The following is a 26,177-nucleotide window of genomic DNA, read 5'->3' as shown; positions in this document are numbered from 1 at the left end:
GGAAGGGCGCTTCGGCGCCCTTTTTTCATCGTGGCAACGCCATGTGGCTGTCGCGCGAAAACATCGTGCCGACCCGAATTGCAACCAGCCGTAACCGCGCCGCGAACGGGTGCGAATACAGATCGCTTACACGCGGTGAACAGCCAGGAAATCGACGCGACGAACGGGCATCGCAAGCGTGCCCGGCAGCGTTGAAAAAGCCGAAAAAAAGGGCGGCTCATCGCCGCCCTTCGTGTTATCGCCCGGCGCTCGCCAGCGGCGCCACAGGCTCGAACAGCGCGTCCGCCTGCCTGACGCGCACGAAGCGCGCGGCTCCGTCGCCCTCCACCAGCGCGCGGAAATGCGCTTCGCCGCACGCGAGCTTCGCACGCTCGTGCTCGCTCGGCACGTGGCCGTCCGCATTCGGCGTATCGACGACGAAGTACAGCCGTTCGCCGCCGTCCTGTTCCGCGAGCACGGCCCAGTCCGGGTGATAGCTGCCGAGCGGCGTCTGCACGCGGAACCACGCGGGCAGCTTCGCGTACAGCTTCACGCCGTCGTGCGCCTCGAGCGCATCGGCGAACGCGCGCTCCGCGTCCGTCTCGCACACGACCGCCTCGTGGATCGACTTCTGCGCATCGGGCCGCAGGTTGCGCAGGTAGCCGGTCAGCGCCTCGCTCTCGAACGACTCGAGCGCATGCACATGGCGCTCGCCGAGCTTGCGGTACGCGATGCCCGCGACGAGCGCGTGGCGCTTGCAGCGGTTGATCGCATCGGCCGCAACCGCGATGAACTGCTGCGGATTCACACGGAAATCCTCGAGCCGGCCGCTGTCGGCCAGGATCGTCGCCAGCGAACGGCGCGTGAGCTGCGTACGGTCCTGCAGCTCGGTGAGCAGGTCGGGCAGCGGCAGTTCGCCTTCGTCGAGCAGCACGGTGCCGGCGCCGGCCACCTCGATCGCCTCGATGCCGGCCTTGCCGATATCGATCTCGGCCTTGCGCCACTGCAGCCGAGCGCGCGCGATGTCCGGCGCGTCGTGCAACGCGGCCGCGCAATCGCGTACGAGCTTTGCGTTGTCGAACTCGACGCGGTACACGGTGCGATGGCGGATGCGGTCCCACAGCGCGCGGAAATCCTCGCCGAACACGACGGCCTTGCCCGACGCATCGCGCCGCAGCGCGATCGCGCGGCGCTCGTCCGCGTTGCGCACGGCGAAGCGGCCCGACAGCTTGCGCAGCGTCGCGACGATCGGCGCGCGCAGCATCTCGAACGCATCGGGCAGCACCAGCGCGCTCTGGCGCAGCGCATCCTTCAGCCGGTCGAGCACCTTGCCCTGCGCATCGACGTAGCCTTGTTCATGCAGGTGGTTCCACAGCACGCGCGACAGCTCGACGCCAAGCGCATGCGCGGGCCCGTCGCCTTCCTGCACGGGCAGCGCCGCGAACTGGTGTTCCTCGACGATCCCGAAACGGATGCCCGTATCGGCCTCGATTTCCTTCTGCAGGTTCTCCGCGAACGACTCGTAGCGCTCGGTCGCGATCACGGTGAGCGTGTTCACGCCCGCATCGCGTACGCGTTCGCCGTCCTGGTCGACGGCGAGGCGCAGCCCGCGGCCGAGCGTCTGGCGGCGCTCGCGTTCGGTCTGGATGTCGCGCAGCGTGCAGATCTGGAATACGTTCGGGTTGTCCCAGCCTTCTTTCAGCGCCGAGTGCGAGAAGATGAACTTCAGCGGCGTATCGAACGACAGCAGCGCTTCCTTCTCGCGCATGATGAGGCCGTATGCGCGCTCCGCGTTCTCGCGGGCCGCGGCGCTGCTTTCGCTGGTGTCGGTCCAGCCGCCCTTGCGGTCGATCGAGAAGTAACCGTTGTGCGCGCGCCCGACTTCGAGCGCGACGTCCACGCCGTCGAACAGCGCACGGTAGGCCGGCACGCGCGCCGCACGTGCATATTCCTCTTCGAAGATCAGCGCGTAGTCGCCCTTCACGGGCATGCCGTTCTCGTCGTACTGGCGGTAGCGCTCGACCGAATCGACGAAGAACAGCGACAGCACCTTCACGCCGCGCTCCGCGAGGCGCAGCTCCTTGTCGAGATGCTCGCGGATCGTGCGGCGGATCATCTCGCGCTGCACGGCGAGCGTGTCGATGTCGCCGAACGCCTCGCCGAGCGACAGGAACGCCTCGCCTTCCGGATGACGCAGCTCGACGTATTCGGCACCTTTCACCGCATGGACTTCGCCGATCCGCAGCCCGGCATACAGCGCGCGTTTGGTCAGGCGTTCGAGATCGTCGCCGTCGGTGGCCGTCACGATCTGGCGCTTCACGCCGGCCGCCGTCGCGACGTCGAGCTCGACGCGCGCGCTGATCGCGCCACGCCGGTTCGACACGCCGACGAGCCGCACATACGGCTTGTTGTGCGCATCCTCGACGATCGCCGACGCGATCTCGATCTGCTTGACCAGCTTGCGCTCGTACGCGTCGACCGCGTCGAGCCGGTACACCATGTGGTGACGGTCGACGTGCGTGGCCGAATAGCGCAGCGTGCAGAGCGGCGCCATCGCGGCGAGCGCTTCGCGGCCGCGGCCTTCGAGCCCGCCGTCGACGCTTTGCGGCTCGTCGACGATCACGATCGGCCGCGTCGCGCGGATCAGGTCGATCGGCTTCTCGCCGCCGGTCTTCTCGCTGTCCTTGTAGAGGTTGTTGATTTCCTTCTTGTTGATCGCGGCAACGGTCATCACCATGATCTGGATCGCCGCGCTCGCCGCGAAGTGGCGCACCTGGCCGAGCTTCGCGGAGTCGTACAGGAAGTAGTCGTACGGCACGCCCGCGTACAGCGCGCGGAAGTGATCCTCGGTGATCGAGAGCGTCTTGTGCACGCCTTCCTTGATCGCGATCGACGGCACGACGATCACGAACTTCGTGAAGCCGTAGCGGCGGTTCAGCTCGAAGATCGTGCGCAGGTACACGTAGGTCTTGCCGGTGCCGGTTTCCATCTCGACGGTGAAGTCGCGCGAGCCGGGCAGGCCGGACGGCGGCAGCCCGCCGCGCAGCTGCACATCGGCGAGATTGCGCGCGAGCGCGTCGTCGGTCAGCGACAGCCGGTTGCCGACGCCCTGTTCCGACACCGCGAAGCCGAGCGAGCCTTGCGCGGCAGCCGTCGTGCCGGGCGCGGCGTTCGCGAGCACGCTGAAGTCGCCGCGATACGATTCCTGGCCGCGAAACAGGTCGCAGACGGCGTCGATCGCTTCGCGCTGGTAGTCGAGATCCGCTTCGAAATGCAGCCGCATCACAGGCTCCGCACGCGCTTCACGCCGTGCTGTTCGAGCAGCGCGGCGAGATTGAGCTTCGCGACATCGTCGACGAAGCCGCTGTCGCGGAACAGGCACGTGACGTCGTGCGTCGTGCCGGTCGCATCGAGCAGGTCGACGATGCCGTCGGCGAGCGGGCCCGCGTCGTCGCGCGAGATGCGCGCATCGAAGCACGCGACGATCGAGCGGCCGATCAGGTGCACGGTCTTGCCCACCACCGGGTGATGCTCGACCGGCGTGCACAGGTCGAGGCCGAGCTTCAGCGTCAGCTCGGCGAGCAGGTCGTCCTCGGTGCGGCCGGTCTTCACGTGCTCGACGGACGCGAACAGCGCATGGTCGAAGTCGTCGCGGCGCGGATCCCACTCGATCACGTTGGTCGTGTCGAGCCGGTACACGCGAAAGCCGAGGTCGCCATAGCTTTCCGGATAGTCGCGCGCGACCTGCTGCGCAGCGCGGCGCAGGCGTTCCTTGGTCACTTCGGCGAGCGTCAGCGGCTTTTTCAGCTTCGTGCAGAAATCGGCCGCGCTCTGCTGCGTCTTGTCGCGGCGGTCGAGCGCTTCGGGCAACTGCACGAGGATGTAGCGGCGCGCGCCGCCGTCGGTCGCGTTCACCTGCATCACCGCGTGGCCGGTCGAGCCGGAGCCGGCGAAGCAGTCGAGCACGATGTCGTCGCCGCGCGTGCACCAGCCGATCACGGCCGCCGCGAAATCGACCGGCTTCGGCAGGTCGAACGGGATGCCGAGCGTCTTCAGCAGCGCGTCGTCGGAGCCGGCGAACGGCAGCACCGACGGCACGTTCTCGTACATGTTCTCGTCGAGGTAGTAGATCCGCTGCGGCTGCGTGCTTTCATCCGCGCCGAATTCGATCTGGCCGCGCTCGATCAGCGCCTGCATCGTCGCGGGCGGGTTGCGCCAGCCGCGCGCCGGCATCGCGCACGGCTTGCCGGTGACCGGGTGGATCAGCGGCGTGAAATACTCTTCCGGCGCCTTCTTCTTGTTCGGCCAGGCCATCGACACGAGGCGGTACACGCGGCCTTCTTCCGACAGCCGGTCGTACATCACCTCGCCGCCCGACAAGTTGGTCTGCGCCTTCATCCATGCGCGGTACGCCTTCTGCGCGTCCTTCGCGTTGCCGCTGCGGTACACGGCGTCGTGCGCGGCATCGAGCATGCGCTGCGCGTTGCGCTTCGGGCGCTTGAGCGGCGCCTGTTCGAGCAGCGTCTCGGCGTTGCGCGCGAACAGCACCAGCGATTCGTGCTGGTACGCGACGCCGCGCGCGTCGCCCTTCGGGTTGCGCTTGTCCCATACGGCCACGCCGAGCTCGTTCTCCTCGCCGAAGATCTCGCGCAGCATCAGCACCAGCGCGTGCACTTCGTGCTCGTCGATGTGCACGGCGATCAGGCCTTCGTCGGACAGCAGCGCGTGCGCGAGCTTCAGGCGCGGATACATCATGTTCAGCCAGTCGGTATGGAACCGGCCGTTCGCCTCGGTGTTGGTGCTGCGCTTCACGCCGCCCTGGGTCTGCCCGGTCATCGCCAGGTAGTGGCGGATGCTGTCGCTGAAGTCGTCCGGATAGACGAAATCGCTGCCGGTGTTGTACGGCGGGTCGATGTAGACGAGCTTCACCTTGCCCGCGTAGCTCTTGTGCAGCAGCTTCATCACGTCGAGGTTGTCGCCCTCGATCACGAGATGGCGCGTGTCGTCCCACGCGACGCTGTCGTCGGGGCAGGGCCGCAGCGTGCCCGTCGACGGCGTGAGCGCGGCCTGGCGCGCGCTGCGCTTGCCGTGCCAGTGGAAGCCGTAGCGCTCGTCGGCGTCGCCGACCGTGCGTTCGCCGACCAGCGCCTTCAGCACGTCGACGTCGACCGACGCGCCGCCGGGGCCTTCGGTCACGAGTTCGGGGAACAGCGCCTTCAGGCGCGCGACGTTGTCGGCGGTGAAATCGGTCGACATCGCCTGCGGGCTTGCCGCATCGAGTTTCTGCATCGTCTTTTCCATCGGAGCCCGGCCGCGCGCGCCAGGACGTCGGGCGCGCTCGCGGCACCGGCGGCAATGGCCGCCCGGGCAAACCCGAAACGCTATCGAGTCGGTCGGCCGAGGTCAAGCGCCGATGTGGGCCGATCGTGCGGGCATCGGCCGCGATCGCCCGCCGGACGGGCCGCAAGCGGCTTCGGGCCGGTTGTCGCATGCCCGGCCGGCGGGCGCTTGCCGGGCATCCCCGGGCGCGCTCCGGAAAAGACGAAAAAAAGGGCACGGTCGGCGCCAGGCGCCGGCGTGCCCGCATGGAGAATCCCGGACGGAGGGAGCGGCGGGGCGCGACGCCCCCGCGCGGGGTCAGAAACGCGTGCGGATGCCCGACGTCAGTTCGAGCTGATTCTTCGCGCCGAACGTCGACGACACCGTGTAGCCGCCGTGCAGCTTCATGTAGTCGCCGGCGAGGTAGACCTCGGTGCGCTTGCTCAGGTGATAGAACACCGACCCGTAGATCGTCTCCTTGAAGCCGTTGCTGACGCCGTTGGTCAGGCTGAATGCGCCGAGGTTGGCGTTCGGCGTGAAGCCGTCCGCGTTGTTCGCGGCGTTCTTCACGCGCATCTGCTGGTAGCCGAGCTCGTAGTCGAGCGCGCCCTTCGGCGCGATCTTCATCGACACCGTCCACGAATCGTCGTGGCGCTGGCCGAGCGCGCCCTGGTCGCCGTTGTAGCGGAAATAGCCGGCATTCAGGCGCACGATGCTGAACGTGTAGTTGCCGCCGACCGAGAACGTCTGGTTCCTGAAGCCGTTGTGATTCACGTGGTTGTAGAAGCCCGACACGTTGAACGGCCCGCCGTTGTAGCCGAGCGCGGCCTGGTACGCGGAGCCGGTCGCGAACGCGGTCGAGTTGCTGAACTGGTAGCCGGCGCTTGCGAAGATGCCGTTGCTGAACAGCTTCTTCCACGCGATGCCGTTGTTGTAACGCGTCCCGGTCGGGCCGGCCGCGTAGAAGATCATCTGCTTGAAGTTGTTCGAGTTGGTCCAGCCGCCTTCCTCGGTCGACAGCTTCGCGGAACCGTACGCGTCGCCGTAGATCGCCGCCGAGTCGCGTGCGATGGTGTTCTGGAAGCCGGCCGTCAGCTTGCCGAAGCGCTCGTCCTCGACGCCGACCCACGCATCGCGGTCGAAGATCTGGCCTTCGTCTTCCATCTGGCCGTTGGCGACCACGAATTCGCTTTCGAGGCGGAAGATGACCTTCGTGCCGCCGCCGATGTCTTCGGCGCCGCGCAGGCCCCAGCGGCTGCCGCTGAACCACGGCTCGCCTTCGTTGCCCATGCCGATCACGTGATTGCCGTTCGCGTCGGCGTGGGTCCGGTAGGTCGGAAAGCTCAGGTCCATCAGGCCGTAGAGCTGCACGCTCGACTGCGCATGCGCCTGGGTGCCGGCGCACAGGCCCGCCGCCGCGATGGAAAGGGCAAGGGTTTTTCGTTTCAAGATCGTCTCCTCCGAGCTGCCGCATTGAAATCTGGTCGTTGGCAGTACGTAATGTATGCCGACTCTCGCCGGCCACTTCGAGAGGGCCGACGCGTAGCATCGTAGAGGGTGGAATCCTTCACGGCGCTTTCCCGGATGCAGGAATCGGATCGGTGAAAACACCGAACGCGCAACGATCACGGATCGGGCAGTCGGGCGAAAGCGAGCCTGCCGGGCATCCGGCTGGCTTCAAGGACGTTTCGTGATACGAATCGATTTCCCGTGACAGGCGATGGTGCGAACGCCCGTTAGTCCTGCGTGCTTTTCATGCGCAGGATGTAACCCAGCCCGCGCAGTGTAATGATCTCGGCCGAGCTGCCCGCGAGATGCTTGCGCAGCCGGTGGATGTAGATGTCGATCGCGTCGGCGCTCGGCTCGTCGTCCAGCGCGAACACGCTGTCCATCAGCCGCGCCTTCGACACCGTCTTGTTCTGCTGCAGCATCAGCGTTTCGAGGATCGCGTGCTCGCGGCGGCGCAGCGCGAGCACCGTTTCGCCGCAGCGGAATTCGCGCGTGCCGAATGCATAGACGAGATCGCCGCACACGAGCTGCGTCGTGCCGACGCCGGCCTGCCGGCGGATCAGCGCGCGGATTCGGGCGACCAGTTCGCGCGATTCGAACGGCTTCACGACGTAGTCGTCGGCGCCCGCGCCGAAGCAGTCGACCTTGTCGTCGACCGAGCCGTGCGCGGTCAGCATCAGCACCGGCACATTGTCGTTGCGCCGCCGCAGCCGCGCGAGCACCTCCTTGCCGCTGATGCCGGGCAGGCGCATGTCGAGCAGCACGGCGTCGTAGCGTTCGGTCTTCAGCACCGTATCGGCGCGCTCGCCGTCGCCGACGGAATCGACCGCGAAATCCTCGCCGCGCAGCAGGTTCACGATCCAGTGCGCGAGTTCGGCGTTGTCTTCGACCAGCAGGAGTTTCATGACGACATCTCTTCAATCGTACGCAGGCAGCCGCACAGTCACGACGATACCGCGATTGCCGGGCCCCGGCGCGAGCGATACGCTGCCGCCGTGCGCCTGCGCGATTTCGCGGACGATCGCGAGCCCGAGGCCGGAGCCTTCGGTATCGGCCGACACGCGGTAGAACCGCTTGAACACATGCGGCCGCGCTTCGGCCGGGATGCCGGGGCCGTTGTCGACCACGTCGAGCACGATCGCGTCGCCGTCGCGGCGTGCGGCCACCGTCACGCAGCCGCCCGGCTGCGTATAGCGCACTGCGTTGTCGACGAGGTTCATCACCAGCGCGGTCAGCAGGCTGTCGCTGCCCGCGACGTCGAGCCGCTCGCCGAGATCGGCGCCGAGATCGATATTGCGCCGCTGCACGAGCACGATCGTTTCCTCGAGCACGCTCGACACCACGGCCGCGAGATCGACGCGCTGGTTCAGCAGCGTCGACGGTGTCGCTTCCGCATGCGCGAGCAGCAGCAGCTTGTCGGTCACGTCGGCCATCTTGCGGCTGCTGCGCTGCATGCTGTCGAGCACCGATGCAAGCTCCGGATCGTCGTGGCCGCGCCGCTGCGCGTACTGGATCTGCGTGTCGAGCACCGCGATCGGCGTGCGCAACTGATGCGCGGCATCCGCGATGAAGCGGCGCTGCGTGGTCGTGTGCGTGTTGAGCCGCGCGATGCACTGGTTGATCGCGTCGACGATCGGCCGCAACTCGTTCTGCAGCCGCTCGGGGCGGATCGGCTCCAGCTCCATCGGCCCGCGGTCGGCCACGTCGTCCTTCAGCTTCATCAGCGGACGCATCTCGAACGTGAGGCCGAGGTACACGAGCCCCATCGCAAGCATCAGCATCAGCGACAGGCGCACGAGCTGCGGCCGCCAGATCGTGGCGACCATCGCGCGGTGCGAGCGCGTCGTCTTCGCGACGACCACCGTGACCGTCTCGACCTTGCCCTCGTCGTACAGCTGGCGATCGTAGGCCACCGCGCGCAGCGGCACGCCGTCGAGCGACGTGTCGTACAGCGTCGGTTCGATGCCGTGCCGCGCGGGCACGTCGAGCGCCGGCGTGCCCGCGAGCAGGCGGTCGTGGCCGTCGATCACCTTGTAGAACACCGAATCGCGCGACGGCGATTCGAAGATCTCCAGCGCGGCCGGCGGCACGTCGGCGACCGGCAGCCCGTTGCGCCATTCGATGTCCTCGCCGATCGTGCGCGCGGATGCGACGAGCGCGCTGTCCTGCACGAGCGCGGCCGTGGTCCGCGCGGTGTCGTACGACATCGCGCCGGCGATCAGCACGAACACCGCGAGCGGCAGCAGCAGCCACCACAGCAGCCGCCCGCGCAGGCTGTGCGCCATCCTGTTGCGCTCCTTCTCCGAAATGCCGAACCGCGCCGGGGGGGCCGGCGCGGTCGGGGGTGTCATGTCAGGCGTCCGTCGGCGGCGTTCAGAACGCCGCGGGGCGCCACTTCAGCAGCCGCCTCTCGAGCCACGTCAGCAGGTAGTCGGCGGCCAGCGCGACCACCGCCAGCACGATCATCGCCGCGAACACACCGCTCGCGTTGAACGCGCCCTGGGCGGTGGAGATTAGCAGCCCGATGCCCTGCTTGGAACCCAGGAATTCGCCGACGACCGCACCGACCAGCGCGAAGCCGAAGCTCACGTGCAGGCTCGCGAGAATCCAGCTCAGCGCGGACGGGATCACGACCGCCGTGGTGATCTGCCGGCGCGACGCGCCGAGGATCTGCGCATTCGCGATCAGGTAGCGGTCGGCTTCGCGCACGCCCTGGAACGCGTTGCCGAACACGACGAAGAACACCATCACGACAGCCAGCGCGATCTTCGATGCCATCCCGAGGCCGAGCGCAATCACGAAGATCGAGCCGAGCACGACGCGCGGGATCGAGTTCGCGATCTGGATATACAGGCCGAACACGTCGGCCATCAGCTTGTTGCGGCCGAGCACGATCCCGCAGATCACGCCGGCGACCGAGCCGATCACGAAGCCGATGCCGGTTTCCTCGAGCGTGACCCACACCTGCGTGAGCAGCGGGCCCTGCGACGTGCCGTTCACGAACCAGTCCTGGATCTGTTCGAAGATCAGCGACGGCATCGAGAAGAAGAACGGATCGATCCACTTGAACCGTGCGGCGAGTTCCCACCCGCCCAGCACGATCACCAGCACGGCGATCCGCAGCGTGACGATCAGGTTGCGCCGGCGGCGCAGCCGGCGTTGCGCGGCGCGCTCGTCGTCCTCGAGCGTCGTTGCCGGAATGGCGGTGGGGGGAAGCGTCATGTCGGTCATGCTCCTGTCCTTGCAGTCCTTGCCGTGCGGCGTATGCGTCAGCCGATCTGCACTTCTTCGCGCAGGTCGTGCCAGATGTCCTTGGAAATTTCGATGAAGCGCGTGTCGTAGCGGATCTCCGACGTGACGCGCGGGCGCGGCAGGTCGATCTCGTACACGCGCTTGAGCGTGGCAGGCCGCGCGGTCAGCACGAACACGCGGTCGGCGAGGGCGATCGCTTCTTCAAGATCGTGCGTGACGAACACCACCGAGCCCTTGTTCGCGGACCAGAGCTGCAGCAGCTCGTCCTGCATCAGCGTGCGCGTCTGCATGTCGAGCGCGGAGAACGGCTCGTCCATCAGCAGGATTTCCGGCTGGTTGATGAAGGTCTGCGCGAGCGCGACACGCTTCCTCATCCCGCCGGAAAGCTGGTGCGGGTAGTGCTTCGTGAACTTGTCGAGGCCGACCTTGCGGATCCATTCCTCGGCCTGCGCGTACGCAACGTCCTTCGAGCGGCCGCGAAACAGCGGGCCGGCCGCGACGTTGTCGATCACGTTGCGCCACGGGAACACGGCGTCGGCCTGGAACACGAAGCCGATGCGCGGATCGATCCCGTCGACCGGGCGGCCCATCACGCGCACCTCGCCCGACACGGGCTTGAGCAGCCCGGTGATCAGGTTCAGCGTCGTCGACTTGCCGCAGCCGGTCGGCCCGACGATCGCGATGAACTCGCCGCGCGCGACACTCATGCTGAAGTCGCGCAGCGCGACGGTGGCCTTGCCTTCCGGCGAAATGAAGCGGCACGACACGTTGCGAAACTCGATCGCCGGTGTGCTCGGGGAGACTGCCTGGGTCATCGCTCTTTGTCCTGCGGGTGAGGAGGGCGTCGCATCGTGACGCGACGCCGGGCCGGTCAACCGGGCCGGAACGGGGCACGCACGGCGGCGGGATCGCCGGCGCCGCTGCCGAGATCGATTACTTCGCGTTCACGAAATCGTTCGTGTAGGTGCGCGCCAGGTCGATGTGCTTGCCCTTCACCGACGGGTTGAACGCCGACAGCACCTTCAGCACGGTCGCCGGGCCGTCGGCCGGCATCTTGCCGTCGGCGGTGTACATCGGCAGCGACGCCTTCAGCGCGCTCACGTACAGCGCCTTGTCCTTCTGGTAGTCGGCCGGCATCTTCGCCGCGATTTCGTCGGCGCTGTGCGTGTGGATGAACTGCATCGTCTTCGCGAACGCGTGAGCCAGCTTCACCGCCTGCGGCTTGTGCGAATCGGCCCAAGCCGACTGCACGTACAGGCTCGCGGCTGGGTAGGTGCCGCCGAGCGCCGCGCGCGTGCCGTCGACGGTGCGCATGTCGACCAGCACCTTCGCGTCGCCCATCTTCTCGAGCGCGGACACCGTCGGCTCGGTCGTCATCCCGGCGTCGATGCGGCCCTGCTTGATCGCGGCGATGAAGCTCGCGTCGGCGCCGACCGGCAGCATCGTGTACGCCGTCGACGGCACGCCGTGCTGCAGCGCGAGGTATTGCGTGAGGAAGCTCGTCGACGAGCCGAGACCCGTCACGCCAAGCGTCTTGCCCTTCGCATCCGCCATCGACTTGAAGGTCGGCGCGGCCTTGGTCGACACCATCTCGACTTCGCCCGGCACCTGGCCGAACACGGCGATCGCCTTCACGTCCTTGCCCTTGCTCTGCAGGTCGATCGTGTGGTCGTAGAAGCCGACGACGCCCTGCACGGCACCCGCGAGCAGCTCGTTCTCCGCGTCGACGCCGGCCGGCTGCGACAGCAGCTCGACATCGAGCCCTTCGGCCTTGAAGTAGCCGAGCTCCTGCGTGAGCCGCGCGGGCAGGTAGATGAGCTTCGCGATCCCGCCGACCATGATCGTGATCTTGCCGCCGTCGTCGGCGAAAGCGGGGTGAGCGGCAAGCGCGCAGCTCAGGCTGGCTGCCACGGCGAGGGTGCGCAGGATGGGTCGCATCGGGTCGTCTCCGTTCGTTGTATTCGTATGGCGCGATGCTTGCTGCATCGTCACGACGAGTATAGGGAGGCGAAACCTTCTGCAACCTTTCGCGGGCCGGCGATTCCTTTAGGGGTTTTCCTGCAAGGGAGGGCCGGAACAGGCCGGGAACGGGGGCGGGATGCGCTCAGCGCCAGCCGATCAACACCCGCCCGATCGCATCGAGCCCCATGTCGAACAGGTGCGACACGAACGGCACGAGGTTCGGCACCATCAGCTGCACGAGCAACAGCCCGACGAGCATCGTGACGGGAAAGCCGACCTGGAACACGCCGATCTGCGGCGCCGCGCGGTTCAGGATGCCGAGCGCAAGGTTCGCGATCAGCAGCGCCGCGACCACCGGCAGCGAGAGCAGCAGCCCCATCTCGAACACCGTCGTGCCGAATGCGGCGAGCGTGCGCCAGCCGGGCGCGTGCAGCAGGTCGGCCGATACCGGCAGCGACTGGAACGATGCGGTGAGCGCGGCGAACACCTGCAGGTGGCCATCCACCGCGAGGAACGCGAGCATCGCGACCGCGTTCAGGAAGCGGCCCATCACGGGTGTCGCGCCGCTCGTGTGCGGATCGAAGAAAGTGGCAAAGCCGAGCCCCATCGACAGCCCGATGAAGTCGCCGGCCGCCTCGACGGCCGCGAACACGATCTGCATCGTGAAGCCCATCGCGACGCCGATCAGGAACTGCGTGACGAGGATCCAGATGCCCTGCGCGGAGAACACGGTGACGTCCGGCATCGCGCCGAGCGTCGGCGCGACGACCAGCGCCATGAACGCGGCGAGGCCGATCTTCACGCGCACGGGCACCGCCGCGTGGCCGATGACGGGCGCGGTCGCGACGAGCGCGAGCATCCGCACGAACGGCCACAGGAATGCCGTGAGCCAGCCGTTGAGCTGCGCGTAGGTAACCGAGAACATCGGCGCCGGGTGCTGCGCGCGGCTCAGCCGACGCCGAGCGTCGCGACGTGCAGCAGCGTCTGCCGCAGGTAGTCGAGCATCGTCGTCAGCATCCACGGGCCGGCGATCACGAGCGTCGCGGCGACCGCGAGCAGCTTCGGGATGAACGACAGCGTCGCCTCGTTGATCTGCGTCGCGGCCTGGAACAGGCTCACGACGAGGCCGACCGCGAGCGCGACCAGCAGCAGCGGGGCGGCAAGCAGCAGGCCGACCATCATCGCCTGGTGCGCCAGGGTCATCACTTGTTCGGGCGTCATCGTGCGATTCCTCCGCGGCCTACGTAAAGCTCTGCGCGAGCGAGCCGATCAGCAGCTGCCAGCCGTCGACCAGCACGAACAGCATCAGCTTGAACGGCAGCGACACGGTGGACGGCGACACCATCATCATCCCCATCGACATCAGCACGCTCGCGACGACCATGTCGATGATCAGGAACGGGATGAAGACCGTGAAGCCGATCTGGAAGCCGGTCTTCAGCTCGCTCGTGACGAACGCGGGCACCAGCAGCGACAGCGGCACGTCCTCGGGCCCCTGCATCGGCGCGGCCTTCGAGATCTTCGCGAACAGCGCGAGATCGGTCTCGCGGGTCTGCTTCAGCATGAAGGTCTTGAACGGCGCGACGCCGCGCTGCACGGCCTGCTCCATCGGCATCGAGCCGTCGGAGAAAGGCTTGTAGCCGTCGTTGTACGCGCGGTCGAGCACCGGCGACATCACGAAGAAGGTGAGAAACATCGCGAGGCCGACGAGCACCTGGTTCGGCGGCGTCGTCGCGGTGCCGAGCGCCTGGCGCAGCAGCGACAGCACGATGATGATGCGCGTGAAGCTCGTCATCATCAGCACCATCGCCGGCAGGAACGACAGCATCGTGAGCAGCAGCATCGTCTGCACGCTCAGCGAATAGGTGGTGCCGCCGTGCGGGCCCGGGCTCGCGTTGAATGCGGGCAGGCCGTTCGCCTGCGCATAGGCGAGCGCCGGCGCGAGGCAGAGGAACAGCACGGGCGCGAAGCGCGCCGCGCGATGCAGGAAGGCGTGTTTCATCGGAATGCGGGGTCGGAAAGAGGGCGCGGCGCCATGTCAGCGGTCCTTGCCGCGACCGAGGCGCTTCGCGGCTTCGCCCGCGAGCGCGTCGCGAAACCGCGAGCCGAACGTGCCTGGCAGGCCGCCTTCGGACGGGGCGGCGCCGACGGGCGCGTCGGCCGAAGCCAAAGCCGACGCCGCCGAGCCGGCCGGCAGCGTATGCAGCAATCGCACGTTGCCCGGCGCGACGCCGAGCACGAGCCAGGTGTCGCCGATCTCGACGATCGTCGCGCTTTCCTTCGCGCCGACCGCGACGCTCGACACGACCTTCAGCGGGCCGCCGCGGCGCGCGTGCTGGAAGCCGAAGCGGCGCGCAAGCCATGCGCACGCGAACACGAGACCGATCACGACCGCGAGCCCGACCAGCGTCTGCAGCACCGCACCGATGCCGAGCGACGGCGCGGCCGAGCCGACCATCACGCTCGACGCGATCGCCCCGGCATGGTTCACCGCGTTCATGTCGGCGGCACCGGCCGGTGCGCACGCAAGCGACGCCGCAATGGCCGCGGCAGCCGCCGCCGCGCTCGCGACGCGCCCGTGGCGGCCGGGCTTTGCTGCGTTCACCGGTTCAGCTTCCGGATGCGTTCAGCCGGCGTGATGATGTCGGTCAGGCGGATACCGAACTTGTCGTTGACGACCACGACCTCGCCCTGCGCGATCAGGCAGCCGTTCACGAGCACGTCCATCGGCTCGCCGGCCATGCCGTCCAGCTCGACGACCGACCCCTGCGCGAGCTGCAGCAGGTTGCGGATCGCGATCTTCGTGCGGCCGAGCTCCACGGTCATCTTGACCGGGATGTCGAGGATCATCTCGATGTCGTTGTGCGTCGAGCTTGCCGCGGCCTTCGACAGCGGCTGGAACACGCCGGCGCCCGTCGCGCCCGCCGGCACCGGCTGCTGGTTCTGCTCGGCGAGCGCGGCCGCCCAGTCGTCCATGCCCGGATCTTCTTCCGCCGCGGCCGGGGCCGCCTGCGCGGCGGCAGCCGATGCCGCGAGGGCCGCGTCGGCCATCGCTTGTGCGTCGTCCTCGGGCGTCTGATTCAGCTCACTCATATCCACTTTCCTTCATCGAATCGCCCGCGCTGATCATCTTCTGCACGCGCAACGCATATTGACCATTGAAAATTCCGTAGCCGCATTCCATCACCGGCACGCCGTCGACCTTCGCGGTGATCGTGTCCTCGATTTCCAGCGGCAGCACGTCGCCCGCGCGCAGGTTCAGGATCTTCTCGAAGGTCGACGAGATCTCGGCGAGATTCGCGGTCAGCTCGACCTCGGCGGCCTGCACCTGCTGCGACAGCACGCGCACCCAGCGGCGGTCGACTTCGAGCGCCTCGCCCTGGATCGGCGACGCGAGCACGTCGCGGATCGGCTCGACCATCGAGTACGGCATGCAGATGTGCAGCGTGCCGCCCGTCGGCCCGAACTCGATCGAGAACTGCGTGACGATCACGATCTCGTTCGGCGTCGCGACGTTCGCGAACTGCGTGTGCATCTCCGAGCGCACGAATTCGAACTGCAGCGGCCGCACGCTCTTCCACGCGGTCGTGTAGTGCTCGAACACGAGGTTCAGCAGCTTGCCGATGATCCGCTGCTCGGTGGCCGTGAAATCGCGGCCCTCGACGCGCGTGTGAAAGCGCCCGTCGCCGCCGAACAGGTTGTCGACGACGAAGAACACGAGGTTCGGATCGAACACGAACAGCGACGTGCCGCGCAGCGGCTTCACGTGCACCAGGTTCAGGTTCGTCGGGATCGGCAGGTTGCGGGTGAACTCGCTGTACTTCTGCACCTTCACCTGGCTGACGGAGATTTCCGCCGTGCGCCGCATGAAGTTGAAGATGCCGATCCGCAGCAGGCGCGCGAAGCGGTCGTTGATGATCTCGAGGCCGGGCATCCGGCCGCGGACGATCCGCTCCTGCGTCGCGATGTTGTAGGGGCGGACGCCCGATGTGTCGCGCTGCTCGTCGACTGAATCGGTTTCGCCCGTGACGCCCTTGAGGAGGGCATCGACCTCCTCCTGGGACATGAACTCCTGGTGGCCCATACGCGCTCCTTTCGCGGCCGCGTTACTGGACGACGAATTCGGTGAACAGCACGTCGTCGACCTTCGCGCGCTGGTTGCCCGGCTGCGTCGGCTGCTCGATCAGTTCCCGCAGTTCCTTCGCGAGCGAATGCTTGCCGTCCGGCGTCGCGAGCTCCTCGGGATGCTTGTTCGACAGCGCGAGCAGGATCCGGCTACGGATTTCCGGCATCCGCGCGGTCAGTTGCTCCTGCGCCTTCGGGTCGGTGAGCTTCAGCGACAGGCCGACGCGCAGGTAGTGCTGTGCGCCGTCGTCGGACTGCAGGTTCACGGTCAGCGGGTCGAGCGGGAAGAACACCGGCGCGGCGAGCGGCGCCGGCTCGGCGGGCGCGCTCGCATGGCCGACGCCTTCCTTGCTCAGGAACACGTACATGCCGCCGGCTGCGGCGGCCGCCGCGCCCAGCGCGATGACGGCGATGAGCGCGATGCGCTTGAACTTGCCGGACGAAGCCGGCTTGTCGGCGGTCGGGTTTGCGGTCGTGGAGGCCATGTGAATGCGTGCGTGATGTCTCGTAGCATGCATTGTTCGGCATCCGGGCCGAGCCCGATGGGCGGAAAAGAGGGGGGATTTGCGGCTATCTCAGCCGATTGTCGGTCGGGCGTCGGCCGGATGCAGGGGAGGGCTGGCGGGAGAAGGCGGCCATGCCGGGTGTGGAAAGGGGCGCCGGGCCGGCAGACGGAGCGGGCGTGATCAGGAGGTGGCGCCGGTTCCGCCGTACGGAGCCTGTCGCGCTTGTGGCGGCAGGTACGATCGCGCCGGGCGCGGCCGGCGCTCGGCGGGGCGTCGGCCGCCCGGTCAGATCGGCAGCAGCGTCAGCAGCGGCGCGATCAGCACCATCGCGACGCCCGCGATCATCATCGTCAGGCTCGACACGACGCCTTCCTCGCTGCCGATCTCGCGCGCCTTCGCGGTGCCCACGCCGTGGGCGGCCGCGCCGAACAGCGCGCCGCGCGCAAGCCGCGTGCGCATCGGCACCAGCGCGAGCACCAGCTCGCCGAGCAGCATCCCGCAGATGCCGGTCGCGATTACGAACAGCGCGGTGAGATCCTTCGGCGCGTGGATCTTGTCCGACACGGCGAGCGCGAACGGCGTCGACACCGAGCGCGTCATCAGCGAGCGCTGCAGCTCTGGCGACAGGTGCAGCAGCTTCGCGAGCAGCAGCGACCCGGCCACGCCCGCGCAGATCCCGACCGCGACGCCGACCGACAGCGACAGCCAGTGGCGGCGGATCAGGTCGCGATAGTCGTAGATCGGCACCGCGAACGCGATCGTTGCCGGGCCGAGCAGCCACATCAGCCAGCGCGTGTCGCGGAAGTAGACCGAATACGGGATGCCGGTCAGCAGGACGAGCAGCACCAGCACGCCCGGCACGAACACGAGCGGCGAAAACAGCATCGTCTTCTTGTACGCGTAGAGCCGCTTCGACGCGAAATACAGCACGACCGTCAGCACGAAGCAGCCGAGGGAGATCGCGGTGTTCACGCGGTCGGCCGACAGGTTCGAGAGCGCGGCAAGCATCGGACGCTCCGGCTCAGTGCGCGGACACGGCGCTCAGGCGCGCGCGGCGGCGTTCGGCGAACACACGCTGCGCGGCGAGCCGGCGTTCGAGCTTCGCGGCGAGGTCGACCGCGACGGCCACCGCGACCATCACGAACGCGGTGCCGGCGAGCATCACCAGCGCGATGCGCCAGCCGTCCTCGCGGAACAGCCCGCCGTACTGCACGGCCGCGACGGCGGCCGGCACGAAGAACAGCAGCATGTCGGACAGCAGCCAGTTCGCGCCGTCCTTCACCCACGCGGGCGCGACGCGGCCCGAGAACAGCAGCACGAGGAGCACCGCGAGGCCGATCACGCCGGACGGGATCGGCAGCCCGATCTTGCGCACGGCCCAGTCGACCGCCATCCACAGCGCGCCGAGCGCGGCGGCCTGCAGCGCGATCCGGCCCGTGCGTGCCATGCTGCCCGAAGCAGCGGGGCGGGCGGCGAGTGCGGCGGTCGGCTTGGTCATGGCAGGCTCCCTACAGATATTCCGTTGATGGTGGGAGTATAGGGTTTCCCCTAACCATAAATAAAATGACTTGTCTCTATCCTTGTCATTCCAATTCGGAATTCAGTTTGGATCGCCGCACCAACTTGGGGAGACATCGATGGAATTGCGCGCGCTGCGGTACTTCGTCGAGGTGGTTCGCCAGCAGAGTTTCACGGCGGCCGCCGACAAGCTGTTCGTGACCCAGCCGACCATCAGCAAGATGGTGAAGGCGCTGGAAGACGAGATCGGTTCGCCGCTGCTGTTGCGCGACGGCCGGCAGATGGTGCTGACCGACGCGGGGCGGATCGTGTTCCAGCGCGGCCAGGACGTGCTCGCCGCGCAGGCGCAGCTGCAATCGGAGCTGAACGATCTCGGCACGCTCGGGCGCGGCGAGCTGACGATCGGGATTCCACCGCTTGGGGGCTCGCTGTTCACGCCGATCATCGCCGCGTACAAGCAGCGCTATCCGAACATCGAACTGAAGCTGTTCGAGCAGGGTGCACGGATGATCGAGGCCGCGCTGACGTCGGGCGAGCTGGAACTCGGCGGGCTGCTGGAGCCGGTCGATCCCGGCACGTTCGAGCGCCTGCCGATGGTGCGCGCGCCGTTGTGGCTCGTCGCGCCACGCGAGTCGCGCTGGGAGGATCACGAGGCCGTGCCGCTCGCGGATCTCGCGCGCGAGTCGTTCGTCTTCTACGCGGAAAGCCTCGCGCTGCACGACGCGGTGCTGGACGCGTGCCGGCTGGCCGGTTTCACGCCGTCGATCGTGAGCCGCAGCGGCCACTGGGATTTCATGGCGGCGCTCGTGCATGCCGGGGTCGGCATCGCGCTGCTGCCCGAGCCGTATTGCCGGCGGCTCGACGCGGGCCAGTTCACGTGCCGGCCGATCGTCGAGCCGGAGATCACGTGGGCGATCGCGCTCGGCTGGCTGAAGAAGGGGTATCTGTCGCACGCGGCGCGCGCGTGGCTTGAAGTGGCGCGGGCGACGCTGCCGATCGCGCCCGGCGACGACCTGGCGTTCGGCGGGTTGCGGGCGAGGGAGTGAGGCGCAGCGTGCAATCAGACGTGCTGGATCGACAACTTTACCCGCCGCCCTCGAACAGCTTCGAAATCGTATCGCAGCCCATCGAATCGAAGTCATCCGGGACACGAATCTGCCCCTTCATGAAGCCGATTCGTGAACCGGGCTTCGGCATGTCGATCGGTACGACCCTGACGAGCGGCTTGCCGGCTTTGGCAATCACAAACGGCTCGCCAGTGTCGACGGCTTTGTCGATCAACTGCGGCAGGCTCGTCTTTGCTTCGCCCATGTCGTAAGTCTGCATCGCACCCTCGAAATCGGCCGAATTGAAACAATCTTGTCGGCTTAGTTTAGTTTGAAGATGCGAGAAGGCGAGCGCGCCCGCAAGACGTCGCCGTGCCAGCCGCCAGTCACTGGTTTCAATGCCCCATCGCCGGCCCCGCCCCCTTCCTCGGCTTCGTGACCCACACGAGCAACGCGAGCGCACCGAACATGAACGCCGACAGCAGGAAGAAGTCGTTGGTCGCCATCATGAAGCCCTGCTGCGTGACGAGCTGGTTGAGCTGCGCATTGGCCGTCTGGCCGACGATGCCGAGCTGTGACAGCGCGCCCTGGTAGTCGGTCGTGCTCTGCGCATAGATGCTCACCGATTCCGACAGCCGCGCATGGTGGTAGATCGCGTCGTTTTCCCAGAACGTCGAGCTGGCCGCGGTGCCGATCGCGCCCGACAGCGTGCGCAGGAAGTTCGACAGCCCCGACGCGCTCGCGAGCCGCTCGTCGGAGATGCTCGACAGCGTGATCGTCGTCATCGGCACGAAGAAGCAGGCAACGCCGATCCCCTGCACGAGACGCGGCAGGATCACATGGTTGAACGGCACGTCGAGCGTAAACGTCGAGTTCCAGATCGACACGCCGGCGAACACGATGAACGCGAAGCTCGCGACCATCCGCAGGTCGAGCCGGTGCATGTTGCGGCCGATCAGCGGCGACAGCACGAGCGCAAGCAGCCCGACCGGCGCAGTCGCGAGGCCGGCCTTGCCCGCCGTGTAGCCCATCACCGTCTGCAGCCACAGCGGGAAGATCACGACCGAGCCGAAGAACGCCATGAAGCCGAACGAGATGATCAGCGCGCCGAGCGCGAAGTTGCGGTCCTTGAAGAGCGACAGGTCGACCACCGGCTCCTTCTCGGTCGCCTCCCATACGAGCATGAACGCGAGCGACACGACCGCGATCAGCGCGAGCGCGACGATGAACGTCGAGTTGAACCAGTCGCGATCCTTGCCGAGGTCGAGCATCATCTGCAGGCACGACACGCCGATCACGAGCAGCGCGAGGCCGACCGCGTCGATCCGCTGCTTCGTCGTCTTCGTCTCGCGGCCGCGCAGCAGGAAGTACGCGCAGGTCGCCGAGAAGACGCCGATCGGCAGGTTGATGTAGAAGATCCACGGCCATGTGTAGTTGTCGCTGATCCAGCCGCCCAGCAGCGGGCCGAAGATCGGCGCGACGATCACCGTCATCGCCCATAGCCCGAGCGCGAGCCCGCGCTTCGCGGGCGGGTAGCTGCGCATCAGGATCGTCTGCGACAGCGGCACCATCGGCCCCGACACGAGGCCCTGCAGCAGCCGGAACGCGATCAGCGTCTCGAAGTTGGTCGCGAGGCCGCACAGCGCCGACGCGATCGTGAACGCGAGCACCGACAGCGTGAACAGCCGCACCTCGCCGACCCGCCGCGCGAGCCAGCCGGTGAGCGGTACCGCGATCGCGGACGCGACCGAGTACGACGAGATCACCCACGTGCCTTCGCTCGTCGCGACGCCGAGGCTGCCGGAGATGGTCGGCACCGCGACGTTCGCGATCGACGTGTCGAGCACTTCCATGAAGGTGCCGAGCGCGAGCCCGACGGTGAGCAGCGCGAGTGCGCCGCCGGACAGCGGGGCGGGGGCGGCGGCGGGCGATGCGGTGGATGCCGTGGTGGCGGACATCGGAATCTCCTAGACGCGGCGCGCGCGACGCGCCGGCACAACGCACGGGTGTGCGCCGCAGCGCAGCCCGGCCGGGTGGAACGGATAAAGGAAAAAGGGGAGCACGTGCCCTGTCATCTTCTGCCCAGACAGATAAATAAGCGAACGTTTAACCTAGACATGGGGCCTCCGCGCATATCAGCAGTCCGCTTCGTCGTCGGGTTTCGGACAACCGGTCGTGCCGGGCCCGTTGGCGATGAAGCGCTGCAGCAGGCCGGTGAGCGTCGCGAGCTCGTCGGCCGAGAAACCGTCGAGCTGCGCATTGAGCGCGGTCGCGATCAGCGACGGCAGCGCACGGGCGGCTTCGGCGCCGCGTTCGGTCAGCGTCAGCTCGATCATCCGGCGGTCCTGCTCGCTGCGCGAGCGTGCGACCAGCCCCTTGCGTTCGAGCCGGTCGAGCATCCGCGTCATCGACCCGCTGTCGTACGACATCTTGCGGGACAGCTCGAACGGCGTGCGCGCATAACCGCGCGACAGCAGCAGGATCACGCCGATCTGCTGCGCGGTGAGGTCGAGCGGCTCGAGCGCGCGGTCCATCCGCTCGACGAGCGCCTGCTTCGCCTTCGACAGGTAATAGCCGAGGCTCGTTTCCAGCGCGATGTTCTCGGGATCGTAGAGGCCGCCGGTCATGCGATTGCGCACGCAGCAATAGTGCGTTTCGGATTGAGACGCGCTCAGTATCTTGAAAATTGCTTGCTTAGTCAATATTATTTGAGGCAACCAGTTACGACGTGCATGTTGCACTGCCGGAGACGATGTTCTGACCGATTCGCCCGCGCTGCGGGCCCCGAGGATGTTCGCGATGCTGTTCCTGAAAAATGCCGCCGGCGCGCTGCGCCGCAACCTGACCGATACCGCTCACCATGTGTTTTCCGGGCCGCACCGCGGCTGGAAGATCGCGCTGTACGTGACGATGCTGGTGGTGCCGGGTGGCTCGCTCGCGGCGCTCGGGGTCGCATGGTTCGATCATCGCCGGCAGCGCAACGCGAAAGACGGCGCTCGCCGCACGGGCCAGCCGGCCGCGACGGAACCGTCGACATGGCGGTCCGCCGCCGAACCGCTCCCGCTGCCCGCGCGCTGCCACTGACATCGCGCGTCTCCTGCCTTCCTGACGGCTCCGACCGAGCGCCGGCCGCGCCACGAACGGCCGGCATCGCCCGCCCGTTTTCCTGCAAGCGAGCCGTAATGGCCGGTAAACCGGCCGCTCGCGCCGGTAACACATTCCTGTCGCCGCGCACCGTACCCTTGGGGCTGCGCAGCTTTCCCGCCGTCAGTTACCATTTGTCCGCCAGCGGCACGACAACCGCATCGTGCGACGCCGCGCGCCGGACGTCGCGCCCAGACAGGAAATTCACCATGCCGTACGCCTCCCTCCCGCGCGCCCTTCGCCCGCTGAGCGCCGCCGTCGCTGTCGCGACGGCCGTGCTGCTCGCCGGCTGCGCCGTCGGGCCCGACTATCACCGGCCCGACACGTCGATCCCCGCCGCATACAAGGAAGCGCCGGCCGGCTGGAAGGTCGCGCAGCCCGCCGACCGCACCGACCGCGGCCCGTGGTGGGCGGTCTACGACGATCCGCAGCTCGATGCGCTGATCGGCAAGCTCAACGCTTCGAACCAGACCATCGCACAATCGGCGGCCGCGTACCGGCAGGCGCGCGCGCTCGTCACCGAGGCGCGCGCCGCGTATTTCCCGACCGTCGGGCTGACGGCGTCGGGCTCGCGCGCCCGGACGCCGCGCACGTCGGTGTCGTCGTCGAGTTTCGGCAGCGGCTCGTCCGGCTCGATCAACAACAGCTACAGCGTCGGCCTCGATGCGAGCTGGGAACCCGACCTGTGGGGCAAGGTGAGCCGTACCGTCAGCGCACAGCGCGCCGGCGAGGCCGCCGCCGCGGCCGATCTCGCAAACGCGCGGCTGTCGCAACAGGCGCTGCTCGCGCAGACCTATTTCCAGCTGCGCACGTCCGATGCGCTGCAGAAGCTGCTCGACGACACCGTGAAGTCGTACCAGAAATCGCTGACGCTCACGCAGAACCAGTACGCGCAGGGCGTCGCCGCGCGCGCGGACGTGATCCAGGCGCAGACGCAGCTGCAGAGCGCGCAGGCGGCGTCGATCGACAACGGCGTCGCACGCGCGCAGTACGAGCATGCGATCGCGACGCTGATCGGCGAACCGGCGTCCACCTTCTCGCTGCCGCCGAATCCGCTCGCGGCCGAGCCGCCGATCACGCCGGTCGACGTGCCGTCGGCGATCCTCGAGCGCCGGCCCGACATCGCGGCGGCCGAGCGCCGTGCGGCGGCCGCGAACGAGCAGATCGGCGTCGCGATCTCCGCGTTCTTCCCGACACTTACGCTGTCGGCCACCGGCGGCTTCCAGAGTTCGGTGTGGTCGCAGCTGTTCACGCTGCCGGCGCGCTTCTGGACGGTCGGCCCGCAGCTCGCGGCCACGCTGTTCGACGCAGGGCTGCGCGCCGCGCAGACCGACGCCGCGCGCGCGACCTACGACCAGGACGTCGCCGCGTACCGCCTCGCGGTGCTCACCGCGTTCCAGGACGTCGAGGACAACCTCGCGTCGCAGCGCATCCTCGCGCAGGAAATCGACGTGCAGCGGCAGGCCGTCGACAGTGCCGAGCACGCACTCTCGATCGTCACGAACCAGTACAAGGCCGGCACGGTCGCCTACCTGAACGTGCTGACTGCGCAAACCACCGCGTTCACCGCGCAGCAGAAGCTCGCGACGATCGCCGGGCAGCGGATGACGTCGTCGGTCGGGCTCGTGAAGGCGCTCGGCGGCGGCTGGAACGTATCGGAGATGGCGCGCGAGAACGGCGACATGGCGGCACCTGCGCCCGTGCCGGCGCCCGGTGCGGCCGCGCCCGCGGCCACCGCATCGTCGGCCACCGCATCGTCGGTCGCCGCGCCGCTCGCGCAGAAGTAGGAACGGAAGAGCGACGCGCGCGTCAGCGCTGCGCGTCGCCGAAAATCAGCGACACCTCGTTGTTCCCGATCGGGTGACCGAGCAGATTCAGCAGCCCCGCGAGGTTCGGCTGCTGCTCGGGCGCCGAATGCGCGGTGCCGCGGAACGATCCCTGGCCAGGGCCGAAGTTGCCGTGGCCGTCGAGGAACAGCGGGCCCTGCGTCGTCGACAGGTCGAGATCGGCGCCGGCCCCCTTCGCCTGCAACACCGCGCGGTACGAACCGAGCGGCTTCACGCGCGATACGCGCGAACTCATCGAGTCGATCGTCACCGTCAGCTGGCCGAACGCGTTGTTGCCGATCAGGCGCCAGTCGCTCCAGCCGAGCCGCACGTCGCCCTGCAGGTCGAGCGTGTTGAACGGCGTGCCGAGCCCGGCGAGCAGGGATGCGGGCACGGCCATCGTGCCCGCCGACAATACCGCGCCGCGCCACGTCGCATCGAGCGTGACCGCATCGGGCATCGCCTCGGTCTGCCGCATGCGCATCTGCACGCGCCCGGTCAGCAGCGGCCAGAAGCCCGTGGTCCATTCGACCCGGCCCGGCAGCAGCGTCGCCGCGCTCTGGTCGGCCCCTGGCGCGAGCATCAGCGTGCCCGAACCGTGCCACAGCGACCCGTCCGGATCGACGAGATTCACATGCCCGCCGGTCGCGCGCGCGAACTGCGGCGCGATCCACGCGGCCGGCGCGAGCGCGACGAGCGTCACCGCCGTCGCCAATCCACCCGCCAGTACCCACGGCAATGCGGTGGCGAGCCGCTTCATCCCCGGCCTCATCGGCCGGCCGCCACTTGCGTCATCCACTGCGTCATTTCTGCGTAGACGGTTGCATCACGGCCGTCAGGTCGACCTGGCCGTCGTCCTTCAGCGCGGTGGCATGCGCCTCGCCGACCTGCACCTTGAACTGCCGGCGCGCATCGTCGAGCCACTGCGTCCACGCCGGGAACGACACGTTCTTCATCTGGACCTGTACGCCGTTGCCGACGATCTGCACCTGCGCGCCCTGCAGCCCGTGATCGGACAGCGACGCGGTCAGCGCGTCCTTCAGCGCGAGGCCGGTCGGTGCCACGCCCTGCGCGGCGGCCGTCAGCGACTTCGCCTCGTTCGCCTGCGCGGTCATCTGCGCAAGCTCGCGGCGCATCGTCGGCAGCTCGCGCTGGATCCGCGCGCGGCCTTCCTGCGCGGGCGACCACAACACCGAATACGCGATCGCGACCGCCAGCACGGCGCCGCCCCAGCCGAGCAGCATCTTTTCGCGCTGGGAGCGCTCGCCCCAGAACTGGGCCAGCGTCTGGTTCAGTTGTTCCGTCTTCATGAGCGGCTCCGGATCGTCCATTTGCCCGTATTGCTGTCGACTTCGCCGGACAGTCCGTTACGCGCGAGGCGCTGCGTGAAATCGGGATCTACCTTGACCTCCGGCTTGAAGCCGACGTCGAGCCGCCGGTCGTGATAGTCGAGCGACGCGATGCCGTTCAGCGGCAGCGCGCCCATCGAACGCGACAGCCCGCTCGACAACGCGAGGAAATCGTTCGGCGACAGCTCGCCGGCCGCCAGGCGCAACTGGTCGAGCTGGCGCTGCATCTGCGCGGGCGGATCGAGCACCGTCGTCGTCTTCGGGAACGCGGACAGCAGCGTCTCGGTGATCTGCGCGGACAGCGCATCGCGCTCGCGCGACAGCTTCCACCAGTGCAGGTTCATCCCGATCACCGCCACGCCGAGCGTCGCCGCGGCAAGGGCGAGCGGCACGCGCAGGCGCTTCACCGTCGCGCGGTCGAAGCGCCACGGCTGCGATTCGAATTCGAACTGGCACAGGTCGAGCTTCTCGGTCAGCGCGCGGCGCGCGAACGCGTCGAACGACAGCGGTGCGGCGCCCGGCAACAACGGGCCGTCGGCACGGCCGACCGATGCCAGGCGAGGCTCCGCGCCGGGCTCGCCGAGTTCGTACAGTTCGACATCGCCGCCGCCCGCGAGCGCGGCCAGCGTGCCGGCTGCGCGC

At 67.9% G+C, this 26,177-nt stretch carries 26 protein-coding genes; 3 read left to right on the top strand and 23 right to left on the bottom strand.

Annotated elements, in window-relative coordinates:
* Nucleotides 1–235: 235 nt before the first annotated feature.
* From G3N64_RS26325 to G3N64_RS26245, 17 genes are all read right to left on the bottom strand, one after another.
* The gene (locus G3N64_RS26325) at nucleotides 236–3,262 is read right to left on the bottom strand and encodes a DEAD/DEAH box helicase family protein (RefSeq protein WP_205786524.1); all 3,027 of its coding nucleotides are present in this window, start codon (nucleotides 3,260–3,262) and stop codon (nucleotides 236–238) included.
* Entirely contained in the window at nucleotides 3,262–5,280 is a 2,019-nt protein-coding gene (locus tag G3N64_RS26320) for a site-specific DNA-methyltransferase (RefSeq protein ID WP_205786523.1), read from the bottom strand. The genes G3N64_RS26325 and G3N64_RS26320 overlap by 1 nt, the downstream gene beginning before the upstream one ends.
* A gap of 336 nt (nucleotides 5,281–5,616) precedes the next feature.
* Nucleotides 5,617–6,747: a porin gene (locus tag G3N64_RS26315; RefSeq protein ID WP_205786522.1), complete on the bottom strand. Its 1,131-nt coding sequence runs from the start codon at nucleotides 6,745–6,747 to the stop codon at nucleotides 5,617–5,619.
* Nucleotides 6,748–7,034: 287 nt separating this feature from the next.
* Nucleotides 7,035–7,712 carry a response regulator gene (locus G3N64_RS26310; protein WP_205786521.1) on the bottom strand — a complete coding sequence of 226 codons (678 nt, stop codon included), beginning with the start codon at nucleotides 7,710–7,712 and terminating at the stop codon, nucleotides 7,035–7,037.
* Nucleotides 7,713–7,724: 12 nt separating this feature from the next.
* Nucleotides 7,725–9,092: a sensor histidine kinase gene (locus tag G3N64_RS26305; protein ID WP_205786537.1), complete on the bottom strand. Its 1,368-nt coding sequence runs from the start codon at nucleotides 9,090–9,092 to the stop codon at nucleotides 7,725–7,727.
* An 88-nt stretch (nucleotides 9,093–9,180) separates the two neighbouring features.
* Nucleotides 9,181–10,038, bottom strand: coding sequence for an ABC transporter permease (locus G3N64_RS26300; RefSeq protein WP_205786520.1), 858 nt, complete (start codon nucleotides 10,036–10,038; stop codon nucleotides 9,181–9,183).
* A gap of 38 nt (nucleotides 10,039–10,076) precedes the next feature.
* A complete protein-coding gene (locus G3N64_RS26295; RefSeq protein WP_205786519.1) occupies nucleotides 10,077–10,874 on the bottom strand; it encodes an ABC transporter ATP-binding protein in 798 nt (265 codons plus the stop codon).
* A gap of 118 nt (nucleotides 10,875–10,992) precedes the next feature.
* Entirely contained in the window at nucleotides 10,993–11,997 is a 1,005-nt protein-coding gene (locus G3N64_RS26290) for an ABC transporter substrate-binding protein (protein WP_205786518.1), read from the bottom strand.
* 166 nt (nucleotides 11,998–12,163) lie between these two features.
* The gene (fliR, locus tag G3N64_RS26285) at nucleotides 12,164–12,946 is read right to left on the bottom strand and encodes a flagellar biosynthetic protein FliR (protein ID WP_205786517.1); all 783 of its coding nucleotides are present in this window, start codon (nucleotides 12,944–12,946) and stop codon (nucleotides 12,164–12,166) included.
* Between the two features lie 23 nt (nucleotides 12,947–12,969).
* Nucleotides 12,970–13,242 (bottom strand): flagellar biosynthesis protein FliQ, encoded by a 273-nt coding sequence (fliQ, locus tag G3N64_RS26280; protein ID WP_006491272.1) that lies wholly within the window; start codon nucleotides 13,240–13,242, stop codon nucleotides 12,970–12,972.
* Between the two features lie 19 nt (nucleotides 13,243–13,261).
* Entirely contained in the window at nucleotides 13,262–14,023 is a 762-nt protein-coding gene (gene fliP, locus G3N64_RS26275; protein ID WP_205786516.1) for a flagellar type III secretion system pore protein FliP, read from the bottom strand.
* 36 nt (nucleotides 14,024–14,059) lie between these two features.
* Nucleotides 14,060–14,626 (bottom strand): flagellar biosynthetic protein FliO, encoded by a 567-nt coding sequence (fliO, locus tag G3N64_RS26270; RefSeq protein WP_205786515.1) that lies wholly within the window; start codon nucleotides 14,624–14,626, stop codon nucleotides 14,060–14,062.
* Entirely contained in the window at nucleotides 14,623–15,114 is a 492-nt protein-coding gene (fliN, locus tag G3N64_RS26265; RefSeq protein ID WP_089471856.1) for a flagellar motor switch protein FliN, read from the bottom strand. The genes fliO and fliN overlap by 4 nt, the downstream gene beginning before the upstream one ends.
* Nucleotides 15,107–16,105 (bottom strand): flagellar motor switch protein FliM, encoded by a 999-nt coding sequence (gene fliM, locus G3N64_RS26260; protein WP_205786514.1) that lies wholly within the window; start codon nucleotides 16,103–16,105, stop codon nucleotides 15,107–15,109. Before fliM ends, fliN begins: the two co-directional genes overlap by 8 nt.
* 22 nt (nucleotides 16,106–16,127) lie before the next feature.
* The gene (gene fliL, locus G3N64_RS26255) at nucleotides 16,128–16,664 is read right to left on the bottom strand and encodes a flagellar basal body-associated protein FliL (protein WP_205786513.1); all 537 of its coding nucleotides are present in this window, start codon (nucleotides 16,662–16,664) and stop codon (nucleotides 16,128–16,130) included.
* Between the two features lie 273 nt (nucleotides 16,665–16,937).
* Complete coding sequence (locus G3N64_RS26250) at nucleotides 16,938–17,660, bottom strand: LrgB family protein (protein WP_205786512.1); 723 nt, start codon at nucleotides 17,658–17,660, stop codon at nucleotides 16,938–16,940.
* A gap of 13 nt (nucleotides 17,661–17,673) precedes the next feature.
* The gene (locus G3N64_RS26245; RefSeq protein WP_205786511.1) at nucleotides 17,674–18,150 is read right to left on the bottom strand and encodes a CidA/LrgA family protein; all 477 of its coding nucleotides are present in this window, start codon (nucleotides 18,148–18,150) and stop codon (nucleotides 17,674–17,676) included.
* Nucleotides 18,151–18,289: 139 nt separating this feature from the next.
* Here G3N64_RS26245 and G3N64_RS26240 point away from each other — a divergent pair, with 139 nt between their 5' ends.
* Nucleotides 18,290–19,216 (top strand): LysR family transcriptional regulator, encoded by a 927-nt coding sequence (locus G3N64_RS26240; protein ID WP_205786510.1) that lies wholly within the window; start codon nucleotides 18,290–18,292, stop codon nucleotides 19,214–19,216.
* A 37-nt stretch (nucleotides 19,217–19,253) separates the two neighbouring features.
* On the opposite strand, the gene G3N64_RS26235 is transcribed toward G3N64_RS26240, so the two are convergent.
* The 3 genes from G3N64_RS26235 to G3N64_RS26225 all read right to left on the bottom strand — a co-directional run bounded on the left by G3N64_RS26235 (nucleotide 19,254) and on the right by G3N64_RS26225 (nucleotide 21,843).
* A complete protein-coding gene (locus tag G3N64_RS26235; protein ID WP_205786509.1) occupies nucleotides 19,254–19,496 on the bottom strand; it encodes a type II toxin-antitoxin system prevent-host-death family antitoxin in 243 nt (80 codons plus the stop codon).
* A 115-nt stretch (nucleotides 19,497–19,611) separates the two neighbouring features.
* Nucleotides 19,612–21,174: a DHA2 family efflux MFS transporter permease subunit gene (locus G3N64_RS26230; RefSeq protein WP_205786508.1), complete on the bottom strand. Its 1,563-nt coding sequence runs from the start codon at nucleotides 21,172–21,174 to the stop codon at nucleotides 19,612–19,614.
* A 177-nt stretch (nucleotides 21,175–21,351) separates the two neighbouring features.
* Nucleotides 21,352–21,843, bottom strand: coding sequence for a MarR family transcriptional regulator (locus G3N64_RS26225; protein ID WP_174917324.1), 492 nt, complete (start codon nucleotides 21,841–21,843; stop codon nucleotides 21,352–21,354).
* 172 nt (nucleotides 21,844–22,015) lie between these two features.
* Between G3N64_RS26225 and G3N64_RS26220 the strand changes: the two genes are divergently transcribed.
* Entirely contained in the window at nucleotides 22,016–22,300 is a 285-nt protein-coding gene (locus tag G3N64_RS26220; protein ID WP_205786507.1) for a multidrug ABC transporter ATPase, read from the top strand.
* Nucleotides 22,301–22,569: 269 nt separating this feature from the next.
* Nucleotides 22,570–24,147: an efflux transporter outer membrane subunit gene (locus G3N64_RS26215; protein ID WP_205786506.1), complete on the top strand. Its 1,578-nt coding sequence runs from the start codon at nucleotides 22,570–22,572 to the stop codon at nucleotides 24,145–24,147.
* A 22-nt stretch (nucleotides 24,148–24,169) separates the two neighbouring features.
* Here G3N64_RS26215 and G3N64_RS26210 read toward each other — a convergent pair whose 3' ends face one another.
* From G3N64_RS26210 to gspL, 3 genes are all read right to left on the bottom strand, one after another.
* Entirely contained in the window at nucleotides 24,170–24,958 is a 789-nt protein-coding gene (locus G3N64_RS26210) for a type II secretion system protein N (RefSeq protein ID WP_205786536.1), read from the bottom strand.
* A gap of 31 nt (nucleotides 24,959–24,989) precedes the next feature.
* Nucleotides 24,990–25,496 (bottom strand): type II secretion system protein M, encoded by a 507-nt coding sequence (locus tag G3N64_RS26205; protein ID WP_174985709.1) that lies wholly within the window; start codon nucleotides 25,494–25,496, stop codon nucleotides 24,990–24,992.
* Nucleotides 25,493–26,177, bottom strand: a 685-nt coding sequence (gene gspL / locus G3N64_RS26200; protein WP_205786505.1) for a type II secretion system protein GspL, incomplete at its 5' end; no start/stop codon positions are given. The genes gspL and G3N64_RS26205, both read right to left, overlap by 4 nt.

Source organism: Burkholderia sp. Ac-20344, assembly GCF_017104975.1.
GTDB lineage: Bacteria > Pseudomonadota > Gammaproteobacteria > Burkholderiales > Burkholderiaceae > Burkholderia.
Note: the sequence above shows the minus strand (reverse complement) of the source record. Positions and strands in the feature narration are given on the sequence as shown.

Bases quoted from the DNA above. Each gene is read 5' to 3' on its own strand.
- G3N64_RS26325 (WP_205786524.1), bottom strand. From the start codon at position 3,262: ATGCGGCTGCATTTCGAAGCGGATCTCGACTACCAGCGCGAAGCGATC.
- G3N64_RS26320 (WP_205786523.1), bottom strand. From the start codon at position 5,280: ATGGAAAAGACGATGCAGAAACTCGATGCGGCAAGCCCGCAGGCGATG.
- G3N64_RS26310 (WP_205786521.1), bottom strand. From the start codon at position 7,712: ATGAAACTCCTGCTGGTCGAAGACAACGCCGAACTCGCGCACTGGATC.
- G3N64_RS26305 (WP_205786537.1), bottom strand. From the start codon at position 9,092: ATGGCGCACAGCCTGCGCGGGCGGCTGCTGTGGTGGCTGCTGCTGCCG.
- G3N64_RS26300 (WP_205786520.1), bottom strand. From the start codon at position 10,038: ATGACCGACATGACGCTTCCCCCCACCGCCATTCCGGCAACGACGCTC.
- G3N64_RS26295 (WP_205786519.1), bottom strand. From the start codon at position 10,874: ATGACCCAGGCAGTCTCCCCGAGCACACCGGCGATCGAGTTTCGCAAC.
- G3N64_RS26290 (WP_205786518.1), bottom strand. From the start codon at position 11,997: ATGCGACCCATCCTGCGCACCCTCGCCGTGGCAGCCAGCCTGAGCTGC.
- fliR (WP_205786517.1), bottom strand. From the start codon at position 12,946: ATGTTCTCGGTTACCTACGCGCAGCTCAACGGCTGGCTCACGGCATTC.
- fliQ (WP_006491272.1), bottom strand. From the start codon at position 13,242: ATGACGCCCGAACAAGTGATGACCCTGGCGCACCAGGCGATGATGGTC.
- fliP (WP_205786516.1), bottom strand. From the start codon at position 14,023: ATGAAACACGCCTTCCTGCATCGCGCGGCGCGCTTCGCGCCCGTGCTG.
- fliN (WP_089471856.1), bottom strand. From the start codon at position 15,114: ATGAGTGAGCTGAATCAGACGCCCGAGGACGACGCACAAGCGATGGCC.
- fliM (WP_205786514.1), bottom strand. From the start codon at position 16,105: ATGGGCCACCAGGAGTTCATGTCCCAGGAGGAGGTCGATGCCCTCCTC.
- fliL (WP_205786513.1), bottom strand. From the start codon at position 16,664: ATGCATGCTACGAGACATCACGCACGCATTCACATGGCCTCCACGACC.
- G3N64_RS26250 (WP_205786512.1), bottom strand. From the start codon at position 17,660: ATGCTTGCCGCGCTCTCGAACCTGTCGGCCGACCGCGTGAACACCGCG.
- G3N64_RS26245 (WP_205786511.1), bottom strand. From the start codon at position 18,150: ATGACCAAGCCGACCGCCGCACTCGCCGCCCGCCCCGCTGCTTCGGGC.
- G3N64_RS26240 (WP_205786510.1), top strand. From the start codon at position 18,290: ATGGAATTGCGCGCGCTGCGGTACTTCGTCGAGGTGGTTCGCCAGCAG.
- G3N64_RS26235 (WP_205786509.1), bottom strand. From the start codon at position 19,496: ATGCAGACTTACGACATGGGCGAAGCAAAGACGAGCCTGCCGCAGTTG.
- G3N64_RS26230 (WP_205786508.1), bottom strand. From the start codon at position 21,174: ATGTCCGCCACCACGGCATCCACCGCATCGCCCGCCGCCGCCCCCGCC.
- G3N64_RS26225 (WP_174917324.1), bottom strand. From the start codon at position 21,843: ATGACCGGCGGCCTCTACGATCCCGAGAACATCGCGCTGGAAACGAGC.
- G3N64_RS26220 (WP_205786507.1), top strand. From the start codon at position 22,016: ATGCTGTTCCTGAAAAATGCCGCCGGCGCGCTGCGCCGCAACCTGACC.
- G3N64_RS26215 (WP_205786506.1), top strand. From the start codon at position 22,570: ATGCCGTACGCCTCCCTCCCGCGCGCCCTTCGCCCGCTGAGCGCCGCC.
- G3N64_RS26210 (WP_205786536.1), bottom strand. From the start codon at position 24,958: ATGAGGCCGGGGATGAAGCGGCTCGCCACCGCATTGCCGTGGGTACTG.
- G3N64_RS26205 (WP_174985709.1), bottom strand. From the start codon at position 25,496: ATGAAGACGGAACAACTGAACCAGACGCTGGCCCAGTTCTGGGGCGAG.